This window comes from Clostridium zhoujianii, from assembly GCF_051590805.1.
Lineage (GTDB): Bacteria > Bacillota > Clostridia > Clostridiales > Clostridiaceae > Clostridium.
This window is the reverse complement of record NZ_JBPUTF010000001.1, coordinates 2,813,772-2,828,830: the sequence shown is the minus strand read 5'-3', so window position 1 is coordinate 2,828,830 and position 15,059 is coordinate 2,813,772. Positions and strand designations below refer to the sequence as shown.

Genomic DNA, 15,059 nt, shown 5'->3' with positions numbered 1-15,059 from the left:
AGTGATTAAGAGAAAAAGTGTTAATATCGGCTTTTTTATTATATCTAGAATAATAAATAAAGATATTAACTTTTTATGAATAATTAATCTTTAAAAACAAAATATGTCCCAGTTTTTTACTATGGAATAACTATATTCTTTTTTATTAGGAGGTACTAATTGAGGTTAGATAAGGCTAGAGTTAAGGAGTTGTATTTAAAAGGTTATAAATATAATGTAATATCTAAAATTTTAAAAGCAAATGAAGAAACAGTTCGTAAGTGTATACAAAGAAATTTTGGAGGCTTAAAACAAACACATGATAAAAACAATTTATTGTTAAGGTTTGAAGCAAAAGAAATAAACAAGGCTATAAATTATGAAGGTACTAAGTTTATGAGTAATAAATCAATAGTATTAAATAATCCTTCTGCATACGGGAGTAATGCTAAGGGTGATTTAGTATTAAAAAAGGACAAGTGTTTTTATGGAGAAAGTGAAAATATTGAATTATGAATATAATCCTTATTTTTTATCCAAGATACAACCGCAAGGTGGTATAAGTTTTGAGGATAACATAATTAAAAAAGGTGATGGGTACGAAGTTGTATTGCACTTATATGATTATCCAACAGAAGTAGAAGAATTTTGGTTAAATTCAGTTATGAATATAAAAAATACAATTGTAACTATGGATGTAGGGGAAGCAACAAAAGGAGATACACTAAAAAAACTTGAGAAATCTTTAAGAGAGCAAGAGTCAAGATATTATGAAAGTATGGAGTATAAAGATAAGTTAATGGCTAAAGATGAATTCAATAAGCTTATTGAATTACAAGAGGAAGTTGTTAAATATGGTGAAGTATTAAAAGTTATTCATTTAAGAATTTACGTTGCAGATAGAACAAGAGCTGGTTTAGAAAAAAAGGTTGGTGATATACTAGAAGAATTAGAAAATTTAAATTATCGCGGAGCAATACTTCTTAATGAGCAGGAGCATGAGTGGAAAGCTTTGTTTGATAATTATAGCAATCAAGCGAAGTATGAAAATAAGAGAGAAGGTAAGGGATTGCCTTCATTAAGTTTAGGTGCTGGATTTCCATTTAACTATACTAATATTAATGATCCTTTAGGGTCATTTCTAGGTACAACATTTACTGGGGGAAGTGTTCTTTTTGATTTATTTCATAAGGATAAGAAAAGAAAGTCATATAATGCATTACTAACTGGAACAACAGGAGCAGGTAAATCTACTGCATTAAAAAAGTTAATATATAATAATTATTTAATTGGAAATAAGGTAAGAGTAATTGATAAGTCTGGAGAGTTTAGGACGTTAATTTTAAAGTGTGGAGGTAAGGTAGTTTCTTTAGATGGTTCAAGTGGTATTATTAATCCACTTCACATATATCCTACAGTAATAGATGAAGAAAGTAATGAGATTCTCGATGAACAATGTTATACAGTCCATATGAGCAAATTATCAATGCTTTATAGTTCATTATCTAAAAATAAAGATAATGATATAGATGAGTTTGATAGGATTGTTAGAAAATTCTATATTAGTTATGGTATAGATATAGATAAATGTACTCAATATAATGCTAATGAGTATCCGATAATGAGTGAATTATTAGAGTACTCTAAGAATGAACTTTACTCAAATGTAGAAGAAGAAATAGTTAGGGAAAACTTAACTACAGGTAAAATTAATAGGTTAGAAAGTATAATACTTACTATAGAAAAGCTAGTATTTACATATGGTAAATTATTTAATGGTCATTCAACTATTGATGATTTATCTGATGAGCAATTAATTTCTTATGAGGTAGGAACATTACATCAATATGAGACTCAAATATTTATGACTCAAATATTTAGCGTTTTAACTTCGATATGGGGACAAGCTACTCAACATGGTAAAAGAGAGAAGATGGAGTATGAGGAGCATGGAAAAGATATTGAGGATGTAGTTAAGTTTTTAGTTGTTATAGATGAAGCACATAATTATATTAATTCTAATAATATTGATGGAATTAGATATATATTACAGATGGAAAGAGAAGATAGAAAATATTTTGGGGCAGTCTTATTAGCTAATCAATCTATTAAGGACTATGTTCCCCAAGATGCTAAGTCAGAAGCAGTTGAAGAATTAAAAAAGCTATTTGAATTAACGCAGTATAAATTCATAATGCAACAGGACGCTAATGCTATAGAAGCTATTAAGAAGATATTTGACGGAAGGTTAACGGAAAGTGAAATAGAAATGATACCGAATCTCGAAGAAGGGGAATGTATACTATCTATAATGGGTATGAAAAATATATCAATGCAAATAGAGATAACAGAAGAAGAAAGAAGGATATTTAAGGGTGGAAGATAAAGTGAATAAGAGGGTACTAACTTTAACGTTAAGTGGAATTCTTATTTTTATAATTTTTATATCCTTTATACCTAATAAAAATGAAAAAGATGATTCGTATGATACTAATAAAATCACGTTTGCGGAGAATCCTAGCAGTAATATAAACGAAAACACTCCTGGTGTAAAAGAAGAGAAATATACAGTAGATGATTTGGAAAATACCAAGAAAATGGCTTTGGAATTTTCAAAGAGTATTTATTCTATCGAATCAACTGATCCCTTAAAATATTTGGGGGATATAACCAATTATACTACTAAACCTTTGGGTGAAAGAATATTACAGATAGCTAAGGAAGACCTAAAAGAAGTATACAAAAGAATAGTAACAGCAGTAAATATTATTGAGCCTAAATATGAGGAAGAAGATAAGTCACTATTATGGAGTTTAGAGTTAATGTCAAATATTTATAATGAAAAAGGAGAATTAGTGGGAGAAGAAAAAGCAGCTTTTTTCGTGGTATTTATGAAAGAAGGTAGCGACTACAAAATTTCTGAATACTCACTAACAAAATATCCAAAGAATAACGGGAATTAACTAGGGTGAATTGTTAAAGTAAATTTAAGTACAAAATATGCTAAATGTTTAAGGATTAGATTAAGAAAACTTAATCTAGTCTTTTTTTATTGAAGTTGGTGAAGAAAGATGGATGAGAATAAAGAAAAGAAGAACTTATTAAAAAAGGCTTTAAAGAAGAAAATGAAAAAGAAGTTGTTAGCTTTTATGGGGATATCCAACTTTGGATTGATAGTTTGTGCGGTGGTGATATTCGCTCTATTTGTAATGTTAGTTCAGAATGATACAAGTGAAGCACCAGACATTAGTGATATAGGAGCGATGGGAGTACCGACAGAATTTGTGCCGTATTTTAATGAAGCGTCGGAGATATTCAATATACCTAATTGGATACTTGCGGCGGTAGCAAAACAGGAAAGTGGTTTTGATCCAAACGCTTCATTTGGTGGTGCATATGGAATAATGCAGATACAAAAATATGATAGTGCAACAGGGGAGGACTTGTGGCGATATTTAATGGACTTAGGTTTGGGTGAGATATATAAGAAGAACGGTTATACATTTTCTAATACAGAAGATATGTGGAACCTATATCTAAAAGATTCAAAAGTGCAGATAATAGCTGGTTCATATGAGATAAGATATTATGCTAATTATGTTTTATATAAGAAAGGAAAAACAGTAAACCTTAATTACAATAGTAATGAAAATATGGATTTAATTAATTGGAAGGCAGATGAAGATAATCAAGAATTTAGAGAACTTTTAAGAAGAACTTTTGCTTGTTATAATGGTGGTCCTTATTATGGAATGAATATTAATTTAGATTCAGCACAGTTTGATTATCCTAATAAGGTTTTTAAATATGCTATGGAATTTAGAAGTTCTGGAATAGATTCGAATGCTAATGAAATAGTAGAAAATGCAATAAAAGCAGGTGAAAGATGGATGGGAAGACCTTATTTATGGGGAGGTGGGAGAACTCAGTATGATGTAGATAATGGTATATTTGATTGTAGTTCATTTATTCATTATATGTATGCGAGTGCAGGTCTTCAACTTGGAGCAAGAGAAAGTGTAGTTACTTTTTCACTTGTAAATATGGGTAAAGCAGTACCAAGTAGTAATATGAAAAGAGGAGATTTGATTTTCTTTGATACTTACACAACTAATGGTCATGTTGGAGTTTATTTAGGAAATGGAGACTTTATTCATTGTGGTACAAGCAGTGGAGTTACAGTTTCAAGCTTGAATTCATGTTATTATAAGAATGTTTTTAATGGGACAGTTAGAAGAGTAGTAGATGAAAAATAGTTGCATATAGATAGAATAGTGTCCCCAGGGGACATTTTTTATTTTATTTTAATAGTGTGAGAAGGTGATTAAGTTGAAAGAAAAGATAGAAAGTATACTGAAAAGTAAATTTAAAAAGTTGGGTGATAAAGAAAAAAAAGAGAAAGAAAAAAGATGTAACTATAAGTCAAGAAAATATAATATTGCATTAACAATTATAGTTTGTGGATATGTCTTTTTCTTTCTATCAAATAGTATTTTCAATTCGGAAGGTGATATTATGTCCACATCTTTTGATAAAGCAGTAGCTATGAATAACTATAAAGTTACTATGAAGAGTTCAACGTATAGTAATACAAATAATATTTTGGAAGTTAATTTTCAGCTTGAGAAAACTAATTTAACTTTTGATAAAGAGCTATTGTTAGAAGTTAAGGAAAGAAAGAAACCTAATGAAAAATTAAAGGCAAAGCTGATTAATTTAAACGGTAAAGATTATACTGTAGTAGTTAATCTGCCAAAGGAATGGACAACTGTTTTATTAACATTTACTGAGGATAATGAAATAAAAACAAGTACAAAGTTCTATGTTGATAGAAGAGAAAGCATTGAGGATTCTACACTTAAAGAAAAGAGCAGAAGGGAGTACCTATTACAAACTGTGGACAAAGAACTTGATGAAGTTAATGGCAAGATAGTTCAATCAGAAGATGAAATTATAGTTCAAAATAAGAAAATAGAACAGATTAAATTAGAAATAACTAGGTTGGAAGGTGAAAGAAAGTATCTTACTGAAAGTGAATTATTAGATATTAATTCAAAGATAGAAAGTCTTTATAGTGATAAAGTTGAAACAGAAAAAACAATAATGCAGTTAGAAGATAAAAGAAGAGAGATGAATAGTAAATTAGAAAAGTTGGAAGTTAAAAGAAGTGATTATGATAAAATGAATGATTAAAAAAAGTGGGTTTCAAGTGGGATTATAAGTGGGAAAAAGATGGGACTATGAATGAAAATGTGATATCACGTTAATGCTAGGCTTTGCCTAGCCTATCATATAATATGATAGCAGATTCCCCTTATGCTCTTCAAAAAATATTGGAGTGAAACTGCAATATAAGATTCTACTAAGGAGGAGAAAAAGATGGATGTATTAGTTAGAAACATATCACCTAAAGTTGTTAAGACATTAGATGAGTTATCAAAGAAAAAAGGATATAAAAGTAGAGAAGAATTTCTAAGAAGTCACCTTGAAAATATAACTGCACTTAGTGAGTTTAAAACATTTGAGAATAAATATGAAAAGTTAATAAATATAACAATGGCTACTATTCAAAAGAATACTGAAGTTATGGGTAAATTTATTGATGAAAATTTAATAGATGTTTAGGAGTAATGATATATGGCGTATGAGAATAAAAAAAGAAAGCACTATACTATCTCTACAAAATCTATAGATTATATATTAGAAGTAAAGAAAAATAGAATATGTAAATCTGAAAGTGAAGCATTAGAATTCGTATTAAAGGAGCATAAAGAAAAATCAGATACCACTACAGAATTAATGATAAAAATTATTGCTAAAGAAGTAGCAAAATCATTAAAATATGATATTGAAAAAATGAATAGAGGAATAAATTATTCAGATAAAAATATCCAAGTCATTATAGAAATGCTAAATGGTTTATTTATTAAAAATAATGTTGGAGATATATTAGGGACGGATATTTTAAAAGCAGAAGGGCTAGAGATAGCAGAGAAAACAGTAAAGAAAAGATTGGTTAAAAGTAGGGTAAGGAAATTAGATAATGAGTAATGGAAATACACCATCTATAGTTATGGTTTGTGAATTTGAAAAGAATAATTTTAAAGATTATGGAGGATATGTTGACTATATAGATAGGGAAGAAACTCATAATGAGTTAAATATTAAATCAACTAATTATAGTGAGTACCTAGAATATATGGATAGTGTAAATCGTAAAAAAGAAATGGATAGAACTACAGTAAGACTATTTACAGAAGATAAAGATAGTCTGTCAAAAGAAGAGAAAGAAAGTTTAAAAGATGTTTATAGACAGGCACAAGAAAAAGGGAGTTATTTATGGAAAGATGTATATAGCTTTGATAATGACTGGCTTATAGAAAGTGGACTATACAATAATGAGACTAAGTCACTTAATGAAGGAGCAATTAGAGAAGCAATTCGAAATTCAATTGCATTGAGGGTTAAAGAAGAGAACCTTAATATGGCTGTTTGGTCTGCTGATATTCATTATAATACGGATAATATTCATGTCCATACTTCTTTAGTTGAATTAGAGCCAACTAAAGATCGTGGCAAAGTAAAACCACAGACTTTAGGAAAAATGAAAAGTAAATTTATTAACACTTTAGTTAATAGGCAAAAAGAGTTCGATAAGATTAATAATCTTGTTAGAGAAAGTATTGTACACAAAAAGAAAGATGTTAATACATTTAAGGATAGGGATATGAAGAAACAGTTTATTGAAATTATAAAGCTTCTTCCAGAAGATTTAAGTAAGTGGCAATATGGATATAGTTCAATAAATGAAGCAAAACCATTAATAGATAAGCTGAGTAAATACTATATAGATAATTATTGTAAAGAAAGTTTTAAAGAGTTAAATGATGTATTGGATGAAGAATGTGAAGAATTTAAGCGAAGATATGGAGAAGGTAAAAAAGAGAAATATAAGGATTATAAAGTAAATAAAATAGATGAACTTTATAAAAGAATGGGAAACACATTTTTAAAAGAAATGAGAGATTATGCTAAGGAAGAAAAGAAAAAAGTAAAATTGATTGAGAGGGGTGATATAGAAAAGAAAAGTAATAGCCCAATAAGAATTAACATTAACAAAAAACAAATTAATGATATTAAAAGGGGGTTTAGAAATGAGTTAGAACATATGAAAAACAAGAGAGTTTATAGAGAGTTGCAGAAAGAAATAGAAGCTGAGAAAGAAGATATAGAATATTAATAATAACTAAAAAGTATTCATTCGGAGAGAACTTGTATTGGAATAATAAAAGGAGGTAATAGTGATGTCATGGATTGATGATATAAAAGATGGAGCATTTAAATTTTTATTTAAGGGAAAGGCAAATGAAATTGAGGAGTTAAATATAAAAATATTAGAAGATTCACAAAGAATAAGGGATTTAAAAGAAGAGAATTTAGAATATAGGTATGATATTGATACTCTTGAGAGAGAGAATGAAGGATATAGAGTTAATGAAAATTATATTAAAAAGGGAGCAGAGTTAGAATTTAATCAGCTAAGTGATGAACGAAAAGATGAATTCATAAGAGAGTTGGTAGACATAGAAAATGGAGACTGGAAATATATAAAGACTATAGAAAATGTATCTAGAATATCAAAAACAGACTTATATGACTCTATTATTGCAGGAGATATGAATTATTCGCAAAGGGACAATATTTATGAGATGAATACATCAGAAACAATTTCTGCATATAGAAAGGAAAGTTTAATATCTAAAGAAGTTTGGGATGAAATTAATACTAAATTCGTGGGGGAAATGACCTATGAATATGGTAAAGAAGTGAATCGAGTAGGGAAAAAATATAGTAAAAAGTCAAATATAGATAATTCAAAAAAGGAAAGGGTAAGGGATATTAATTATGATTTTTTATCTAATGAATATGATAATCTTCAAAAGAAATTTTTAGATACTTATAATGAATTAAATGAATATAAGAATATAAACTATGCACTTTTAGATGAATTAAATGCTTATAGAGAAAAAGAGGTTAGTATTGGAAATGAAGAAGAAATTGATATAAAAAAAGAGCGTATAATAACAGAAAATCTAAATTTAGAAGATGGTTCTTTCATAGGGAAAGGAACATCTTTTTTTATTGAAGGATTTGAAGATGGTAAATATAATATTCATTTTGCTAATAATTCAAATAATAAATATCATAATGAACTTGGAGATAATTATTTATTTAATTCTAAAGAGCTTAGTGATTTTTCTAAGGAAGTGTGGAATTTATCTATTACAGAAAACTTAACCCAATATGATTTAAACAATATTTTAGATTTGGAATTAAAAGAATTTAATGAGTTAGTTCAAGCTTTAATTCCTGAAGATGATATAAAGTTTATGGAAAAGAGAAATCTAAACATATCTTCATATACTCAAGAATATTTAAATCAAGCTAAAGAGCATGATTTTGAAAAAGAAGATTTTAAAAGTTTCCATAGTTACCTAGATAGAGAAATTATGGGGATAATGGAAGATGAGTATGATAGATATAATGAAAAAACATATATGGAAAGATATGAAGATATGGTTCTTGGAAAGTCAAACAATATTAAATCCAATGATAAAGATAACTCTTTATCATTGGATAACATAAGTATAAATACAGAAATAACAAATAATAGAGAAAAAGAACAATTTTTAGACTTAAATAAAGAAGAATTAGCTAAGATATATGAAAGGCAAATGACAGAAGAAGAAAAAGTTTTTGTCGAGAAACAAAGATTAAAATTAAGTGATGTTGTAGAAGATTTTAAAGAAGTTTTAGAAGAATTTGATATAGAGAAGTTTTCTTTTAAAGATTATTTAGTAGAAACAATAGGTACTTATAATGAAATGTTTAGGACAAGGAAAGAAATTACAATAGATAATAATATAGGGATTGAATTAGATATATTTAAATCTAAAAATAATGAATTAGAAATGGAGTAGTTAAGTATTATGAATGATGAAAATTTATTAATGGTTTTAGAAATTAAAGATGACCATATAATTGGAATTAAAGTTAATGAAAAAGATAAGCTTAAAGTAAAGGCTAGTAAGGAATTTATAGATGAGTTAAAGTTATCTTTTAATGAAGATGAAACATATTTAATTCCTTTTGATGAAGGAACTATGACAGTAATATAATTTATATGAGTACCAGGATAACTAAAAGTCCTGGTGCTTTATTTTTAGGAGGAATAAAATGAGCAATCCCAATAAATATAAAACAAAATCATTTGAGGAAAAGAAAAAAGAAGTAGATCAACTCATAGAATCGGCAGAAAAGAAATTAGAAGGTTATTTTGTAAGTGAAGAAAGTATAAAAGAATGTTTAAAATATATGAGTAAATTTTATAACTATTCACTTAATAATGCTATGCTGATAGATAATCAATTTAATGGAGCATTGGCAGTAGGAAGTTATGAATTTTGGAAGAAACAAGGATATTCAGTGAAAAAAGGTGAGAAAGGAATTAAAATATTAGTACCTATAAAATCAAAGCCTAAATTTATACGAAATAATAAAGACTTAGTAGAAGTAATAAAAGCAACCGAAAAAGAAAAAGAAAGTATTAAAAATGGAGAAATTAAAATTATACAAGGTACTTACTTTAAATTAGGGAATGTATTTGATATAAGTCAGACAACAGCGAAGGTTAGTGACCTTCCAGAGATATTCCCCAATAAGTGGATTGAGGGAGAAGTTGAAAACTATAAATTTATATATAAGGGTATGGAAGCGGTAGCTAAAAGTATAGGAGTAGAAATTCTAAAACCGGATTATGAACTTGGTGTAGTAAAAGGAGTAAGTTTACCATATTCAAATGAAGTAATGACTAATAGTAGAAATAGTGAACTGCAAAATATGAAAACATTATTACATGAATTGACTCATTCAAAACTTCATAATAAAGAGACAAGAGATAACTATACTACTAGCGAAAAAGAGTTTCAAGCCGAAATGGCTGCATATACTATATGCTCCTATTTCGGGCTTGATACGAGTGATTATTCACTACAATATTTACATAGTTGGACTAAAGGAAGGGAGTTTGAGGATAAGCAAAAGCTTTTAAAAGAAGTTAAAGAAATATCAGTTAATTACATTAACATAATAGAGAGGGAAGTTTTAAAAGAAGTATCGCAAGAACTTCAATTCTATGGTGATGAACTAGCGTATGGAAGTGCTAGAGAAGGCATTAAACTTTATAATGAAATAAAGAAGAATGAAAGAGAAGACTTAGACAAGGATAATAATAAGTCTTCTTTTTGTTATGAAAATAGTATTAATTTGGATGATAGTTATAAAAAATACGAATCTATTTTGAATGTAGTAAGCAATAGAAATACAAAAGAGGAAAGAGGATTTGAAATCGAAGCATAGGAAAGAATAGGCAGAAAAAATCTGCCTATTTGTAAATAGGGTTAGTGAGGTGGATTTTTTTGGGAATAAATGTAAATAGGATAAAAAAGGCAGATGTTTATAAATTAGTTAGGGAGTTTGAACGGTTTTTATATCTTCTTGAGGGAACTTGTATACAAAGCCAAAATAAATATATTTTAAGAGAAATTGAAAAGCAAAAGGAGATAATAGAGCTATTAATTCCGGAATTTAAACCAAGTCTTTACGAGGAATATTCTATAAGAGTTAAGAATGAATATAGAATTATGATAGTTGCTAGAAAAGAATATGAGAGAGTAGTGAGGGAACATTGTACTCCGGACACTATAGCTTGTGCTAAGGAAGAGTATAGAAAATTAGCAGAGCAGTATGAGAAATCTAAGGCTTATAGAGAAAGATTAAAAAGTGAATTAAGTAAGGTATGATAAGCACTATGTAATGGTGCTTATTTACTATGTTTATGAGTATAGCTAATAAAATTAAATTAAGATAAAGACTTATACAGCAGGTGGTTAAAGGAATAACACTATAAAAAACTTATCGATTCACTACCGATATAATATCCGTTAGAAGGGTATTACTTTTCTTAGACGTTACTGTTATAAATGATGTATAATGGTGGTGTGCCTGTCCTAGCGTGATTAACGAGGGGGATACAACAAGTTAGATGGTACTATACTTGATAATACTAGACCTAAGCAAGTCCGAGTTGTATAGTGTAAACTGGGTAATTTAAATTACTCTCCTAAAGAAAACAAATATTTTTTATTTGTCCCATAGGGGGGAGTGGATTGACTAACGCTATAAGAATAGCTTTAGGAGGGATATAAGCTATTGGTAAGGAGTTACTAATCAGTTTACTTGAAAGTTCACTTGGGGTAATTAAAATAATTCTAAAGTTAAATTATATGAATATAGCAAAGTATATTAAAGCAAATGGAAGATACATAAGGTTTAAAAGGTATAAGTATTATAAAAATATGCTATTATATGAAATAAGAGAGTGATGGGGGAGAGAAAATGAAATTTTTAATTTTCATAATTTTAATAGCTATAATAATATTTTTACAAGGAAAAGTGGTAAATTAAGTTTGACTAAATATAGAATTAATAACAGACTTAATGCATTGGAGAATAAAGATAATATATATGAACCTGATAAAAGAACACTTTAAGAAAAGTTAAATGGAAAAACAATAAGTGCTGAGGGGTATTGTATAAAAGAGAAACGCTTTTGGGATAGTGAATCATAAAAAATTATTTTTGAAAGGGTAGCTAGAAATTTATCTAGAGAATTCGTAATAATACCGCACATATACCTAAAAGAAATATTTGAGCATAAGTTTGATGAAAAAGGAGGCTTCAAGAATCCTCCATATTACCAGATTGATATGCTAATTTGTTTAAAGGAATATATGACACCACAAATGGGAGTTGAATTTGATGGAGAAGATCATAAAAAAGAAGGGAAAATTTTAAGAGACATCCTTAAGAATCCATTATTTAAAATGGCGAAGTTACCTTTTGTAAGAGTGTATTATAAAGATATTGATGAAAGAAAAATATATAATTTTATCAAAAAAGAATTTCAGGTTGAAAAGTTATGTAAAAAATGTGGTTCTCCAATGATAATAAGGAATGGTATGTATGGCGATCTTTATGTAAACTTAATGAAAGTTCCCACCCCCTGGAAATAATTAAGGTGATAAGTTATTACAAGAAGGAATTTTTTATGCCAGGAACGCCGAAAGAATTATTAAGAGAACATATAAAGAATCAAAATTTTACAAGTATAAGTGATATTCTAAATGCCTTAAAAGAAATGTTTAGAGATGTATTACAAGAGTAATTAGAAGCTGAAATAGGTGATGATTCAAGATATGGTATCGGGGTTGTATGATTTATTTATTAAAAAAGAGGTGAAAAAAGTTAATAAATCAATAAAAATCAGATCAATACCAACTAATCAGCAAGAATTATTAATATTTAAACCAATAGGTTGTAGTAGGCTTACCTGTAATTTGGCATTGAATAGATTTAATGAATTATACCACTAGGGTATCAAAAATATTATTTCTAATATAAGAAAAATGTTTACCAAACTTAAAAAACAAGAAGATTTTATATATCTGATTTATGTATGACGATTTTAAGAAATATATGGATTCAAAATAACGCTAATAGGAAAGTTATAATAATAAAAAATGAGAAAAGTATATAAATTATAAAAGGAGCTTAAGATACCATGAAAGTAAATATATTAATTGTAGAAGATGAGGAAGCTATAAGGGAAGGTTTAAGTGAATATTTATCTGAAGCTGGATACTCTGTAACAGAGGCTTGTGATGGAGAAGAGGGAATTAATCTATTTAATGAAAAGAGCTTTAATTTAGTAATTTTAGATATAATGTTACCTAAGAAAAATGGATTTATTGTGTTAAATAAAATAAGGGAAACCAGTAAGGTACCAGTAATGATGTTAACTGCTATGAGTGATGACTACACACAAATAATGAGTTTTGATGAAAAGGCTGACGATTATATAACTAAGCCTTTTTCAGTTGTAGTTCTTCATAAGAGGATAGAAGCACTCTTAAGAAGATTAAATGAAGAACAAGAAATAGGTAAATGGGTATATGAAGATATAGAAGTAGATTTCTTAGGATTTTCTGCAAAGAAAAATAATGAATTTATAAACTTAAGGCCTAAGGAAATTCAATTGTTAGAGTTACTTATAAAAAATAAAAATAAGGTTTTAACTAGGAATCAAGTATTAGATATACTTTGGGATATAAATGAAACCCCAAGTGATCGTGTTATTGATGTGTACATTAAGAATTTAAGAAAAAAACTATCCTTAAACTGTATTGTAACTGTAAAAGGTATAGGATATAAATTCGAGGTATGATTATGGGCAATTTAAAGTTATTTCCTAAAACATATATTTTTACGATGATACTTATGAGTATGATCATTATTGTATCACACACCTTACTTTACATGCTGTTACCAACACTTTACAATAACAAAAAGCAAAAGGAATTAGCTAATATAAGTGAAGGATTAGTTAAACAATTAAAAGGTGAAAATAGTGAAGGTGCTATTGATATAGTTAATAATTTTGCAAAGAAATATAAATTAAACATTATTTTAACAATAGGTGGAAAAACAACTACTTATGAAGGAATAAATCAAGCTGATGTTTATATTGATACTGAAGAATTTAAATATAAAGATTTAATACTCCCGGATATTGGAGATAACATTATTGATAATGATTTAAATAGTTTATTTAATAATAACAATTTAAACAATCCAACTAACCTTATTGGTGATAATAGCAATTATTTTAAAATGAAAGGCCCATCAATATTTAGAAATGATGAATTTAAAAGTTTAAATGACATTGAGGGAGAAATTAAAATAATGATGAGTCTTCAATCTCTTAAGGAAGCAAGAAGTGTGGTTTTTATGATATTGCCATATTCAATAGGAATAAGCTTAGTTATTTCTATAATAGCATCATATCTTTATACTAAGATAATTACAGATCCTATAAGAAGAATTTGTGATACAACCAAAGGTATGGAAGCCTTGGATAAGGAAGCCTATTGTGTCGTTAATACTGGGGATGAAATGGAGATACTTGCAGAAAATATAAACTCCTTATATAGTACCTTATGGAATACTATTGATAACCTAGAAAGTGAAATTAAAAATGTAAGTGAATCAGAAAAGTTTAAGGTGGATTTTTTAAGAAGTGCTTCACATGAACTAAAAACCCCACTTATGAGTATTCATATAATGCTAGAAAATATGATATTAAATGTAGGAAAATATAAAAATCATGATATATATTTAAATAAATGCAAAGATGAAGTTGATAAATTAAGTAAAATGGTTCAAGATATATTAAATACATCAAGATTAAATACCTTTGATAAGCATATGAAATCTGCAGATACAAGTATAGGAGAATTATTAGAAGAGGCTATAGCTCCATATAAAGTTACAGCAAAATATAAATATATTAATATAAATGTTAATTATCCAAAGGAATTAAGCATACGCACTAACAAGGAATTATTAAGTAAAGCTTTATCAAATATTATTTCTAATGCAGTAAATTATACAGATTCAGGAGGAAATATAAATATATACTTTAATAAAAATTCATTAACTATAGAAAATGAATGTATACCAATTCCAAAGGAACATTTAGATAAAGTATTTGAGGCTTTTTATAGGGCAGAATTTGACAGAAATAGAAATACTGGGGGAAACGGATTAGGCTTATATATTGTTAAGCAAATATTAAACACATTAGATATAAAACATTCATTTGATGCAACTGAAAGAGGGATGAAATTCACTATAATTTTTAAAAAATATGATTAAATATAAATTTTATTATTCATTTTGTAAGTAGATATATGTAGTTAATTCTTAATTAAGGCAAGATTATATATATCTATTTTTTATTGATAAATTGATATAATACATATATGTAAGCATTTAATTTCATATTTATTTCATATAGCTTTTATATTATTTAAACATAAAGTGAAACTTAATTTAGATAAGGGCTAATCTTAAGTTTAGTTGAACTTATATAGAGTAGCAGCACTGCAAAAACGGTGGGG

16 protein-coding genes are annotated in these 15,059 nt (G+C 27.6%); all 16 read left to right on the top strand.

Features of this window, described 5'->3' with window-relative positions:
• Positions 1–159: 159 nt before the first annotated feature.
• The 16 genes from ACSYT2_RS13470 to ACSYT2_RS13395 all read left to right on the top strand — a co-directional run bounded on the left by ACSYT2_RS13470 (position 160) and on the right by ACSYT2_RS13395 (position 14,814).
• The gene (locus tag ACSYT2_RS13470; RefSeq protein ID WP_438384972.1) at positions 160–495 is read left to right on the top strand and encodes a DNA-binding response regulator; all 336 of its coding nucleotides are present in this window, start codon (positions 160–162) and stop codon (positions 493–495) included.
• Positions 467–2,365, top strand: a complete 1,899-nt coding sequence (locus ACSYT2_RS13465) for a VirB4 family type IV secretion system protein (protein WP_438384971.1) — start codon at positions 467–469, stop codon at positions 2,363–2,365. The genes ACSYT2_RS13470 and ACSYT2_RS13465 overlap by 29 nt, the downstream gene beginning before the upstream one ends.
• Before the next feature lies 1 nt (position 2,366).
• Entirely contained in the window at positions 2,367–2,942 is a 576-nt protein-coding gene (locus tag ACSYT2_RS13460) for a hypothetical protein (protein WP_438384970.1), read from the top strand.
• A 108-nt stretch (positions 2,943–3,050) separates the two neighbouring features.
• A complete protein-coding gene (locus tag ACSYT2_RS13455; RefSeq protein WP_438384969.1) occupies positions 3,051–4,235 on the top strand; it encodes a C40 family peptidase in 1,185 nt (394 codons plus the stop codon).
• Positions 4,236–4,308: 73 nt separating this feature from the next.
• Positions 4,309–5,172, top strand: a complete 864-nt coding sequence (locus ACSYT2_RS13450) for a hypothetical protein (RefSeq protein ID WP_438384968.1) — start codon at positions 4,309–4,311, stop codon at positions 5,170–5,172.
• Between the two features lie 186 nt (positions 5,173–5,358).
• Positions 5,359–5,604 (top strand): ribbon-helix-helix domain-containing protein, encoded by a 246-nt coding sequence (locus ACSYT2_RS13445; protein WP_438384967.1) that lies wholly within the window; start codon positions 5,359–5,361, stop codon positions 5,602–5,604.
• Positions 5,605–5,616: 12 nt separating this feature from the next.
• A complete protein-coding gene (locus ACSYT2_RS13440; RefSeq protein WP_438384966.1) occupies positions 5,617–6,030 on the top strand; it encodes a hypothetical protein in 414 nt (137 codons plus the stop codon).
• Positions 6,023–7,219, top strand: coding sequence for a MobP2 family relaxase (gene mobP2, locus ACSYT2_RS13435; protein ID WP_438384965.1), 1,197 nt, complete (start codon positions 6,023–6,025; stop codon positions 7,217–7,219). The genes ACSYT2_RS13440 and mobP2 overlap by 8 nt, the downstream gene beginning before the upstream one ends.
• Positions 7,220–7,283: 64 nt before the next feature.
• Positions 7,284–8,960, top strand: coding sequence for a hypothetical protein (locus tag ACSYT2_RS13430; RefSeq protein ID WP_438384964.1), 1,677 nt, complete (start codon positions 7,284–7,286; stop codon positions 8,958–8,960).
• A gap of 9 nt (positions 8,961–8,969) precedes the next feature.
• Positions 8,970–9,158 carry a hypothetical protein gene (locus ACSYT2_RS13425; RefSeq protein WP_438384963.1) on the top strand — a complete coding sequence of 63 codons (189 nt, stop codon included), beginning with the start codon at positions 8,970–8,972 and terminating at the stop codon, positions 9,156–9,158.
• A 58-nt stretch (positions 9,159–9,216) separates the two neighbouring features.
• Complete coding sequence (locus tag ACSYT2_RS13420) at positions 9,217–10,398, top strand: ArdC-like ssDNA-binding domain-containing protein (RefSeq protein ID WP_438384962.1); 1,182 nt, start codon at positions 9,217–9,219, stop codon at positions 10,396–10,398.
• A 59-nt stretch (positions 10,399–10,457) separates the two neighbouring features.
• Entirely contained in the window at positions 10,458–10,841 is a 384-nt protein-coding gene (locus tag ACSYT2_RS13415) for a hypothetical protein (RefSeq protein ID WP_438384961.1), read from the top strand.
• Between the two features lie 831 nt (positions 10,842–11,672).
• On the top strand, positions 11,673–12,113 hold the full coding sequence (locus ACSYT2_RS13410) for a DUF2726 domain-containing protein (RefSeq protein WP_438385025.1): 441 nt from the start codon (positions 11,673–11,675) through the stop codon (positions 12,111–12,113).
• Between the two features lie 171 nt (positions 12,114–12,284).
• Positions 12,285–12,473, top strand: coding sequence for a helix-turn-helix domain-containing protein (locus tag ACSYT2_RS13405; protein WP_438385023.1), 189 nt, complete (start codon positions 12,285–12,287; stop codon positions 12,471–12,473).
• 188 nt (positions 12,474–12,661) lie between these two features.
• Positions 12,662–13,324: a response regulator transcription factor gene (locus tag ACSYT2_RS13400; protein WP_438384960.1), complete on the top strand. Its 663-nt coding sequence runs from the start codon at positions 12,662–12,664 to the stop codon at positions 13,322–13,324.
• A 2-nt stretch (positions 13,325–13,326) separates the two neighbouring features.
• Complete coding sequence (locus tag ACSYT2_RS13395; RefSeq protein WP_438384959.1) at positions 13,327–14,814, top strand: HAMP domain-containing sensor histidine kinase; 1,488 nt, start codon at positions 13,327–13,329, stop codon at positions 14,812–14,814.
• The last annotated feature ends 245 nt before the right edge of the window (positions 14,815–15,059 follow it).

Excerpts from the sequence above, each read along its gene's own strand:
- ACSYT2_RS13465 (WP_438384971.1), top strand. The coding sequence starts at position 467 with ATGGAGAAAGTGAAAATATTGAATTATGAATATAATCCTTATTTTTTA.
- ACSYT2_RS13455 (WP_438384969.1), top strand. The coding sequence starts at position 3,051 with ATGGATGAGAATAAAGAAAAGAAGAACTTATTAAAAAAGGCTTTAAAG.
- ACSYT2_RS13445 (WP_438384967.1), top strand. The coding sequence starts at position 5,359 with ATGGATGTATTAGTTAGAAACATATCACCTAAAGTTGTTAAGACATTA.
- ACSYT2_RS13440 (WP_438384966.1), top strand. The coding sequence starts at position 5,617 with ATGGCGTATGAGAATAAAAAAAGAAAGCACTATACTATCTCTACAAAA.
- mobP2 (WP_438384965.1), top strand. The coding sequence starts at position 6,023 with ATGAGTAATGGAAATACACCATCTATAGTTATGGTTTGTGAATTTGAA.
- ACSYT2_RS13430 (WP_438384964.1), top strand. The coding sequence starts at position 7,284 with ATGTCATGGATTGATGATATAAAAGATGGAGCATTTAAATTTTTATTT.
- ACSYT2_RS13425 (WP_438384963.1), top strand. The coding sequence starts at position 8,970 with ATGAATGATGAAAATTTATTAATGGTTTTAGAAATTAAAGATGACCAT.
- ACSYT2_RS13420 (WP_438384962.1), top strand. The coding sequence starts at position 9,217 with ATGAGCAATCCCAATAAATATAAAACAAAATCATTTGAGGAAAAGAAA.
- ACSYT2_RS13405 (WP_438385023.1), top strand. The coding sequence starts at position 12,285 with ATGATTCAAGATATGGTATCGGGGTTGTATGATTTATTTATTAAAAAA.
- ACSYT2_RS13400 (WP_438384960.1), top strand. The coding sequence starts at position 12,662 with ATGAAAGTAAATATATTAATTGTAGAAGATGAGGAAGCTATAAGGGAA.
- ACSYT2_RS13395 (WP_438384959.1), top strand. The coding sequence starts at position 13,327 with ATGGGCAATTTAAAGTTATTTCCTAAAACATATATTTTTACGATGATA.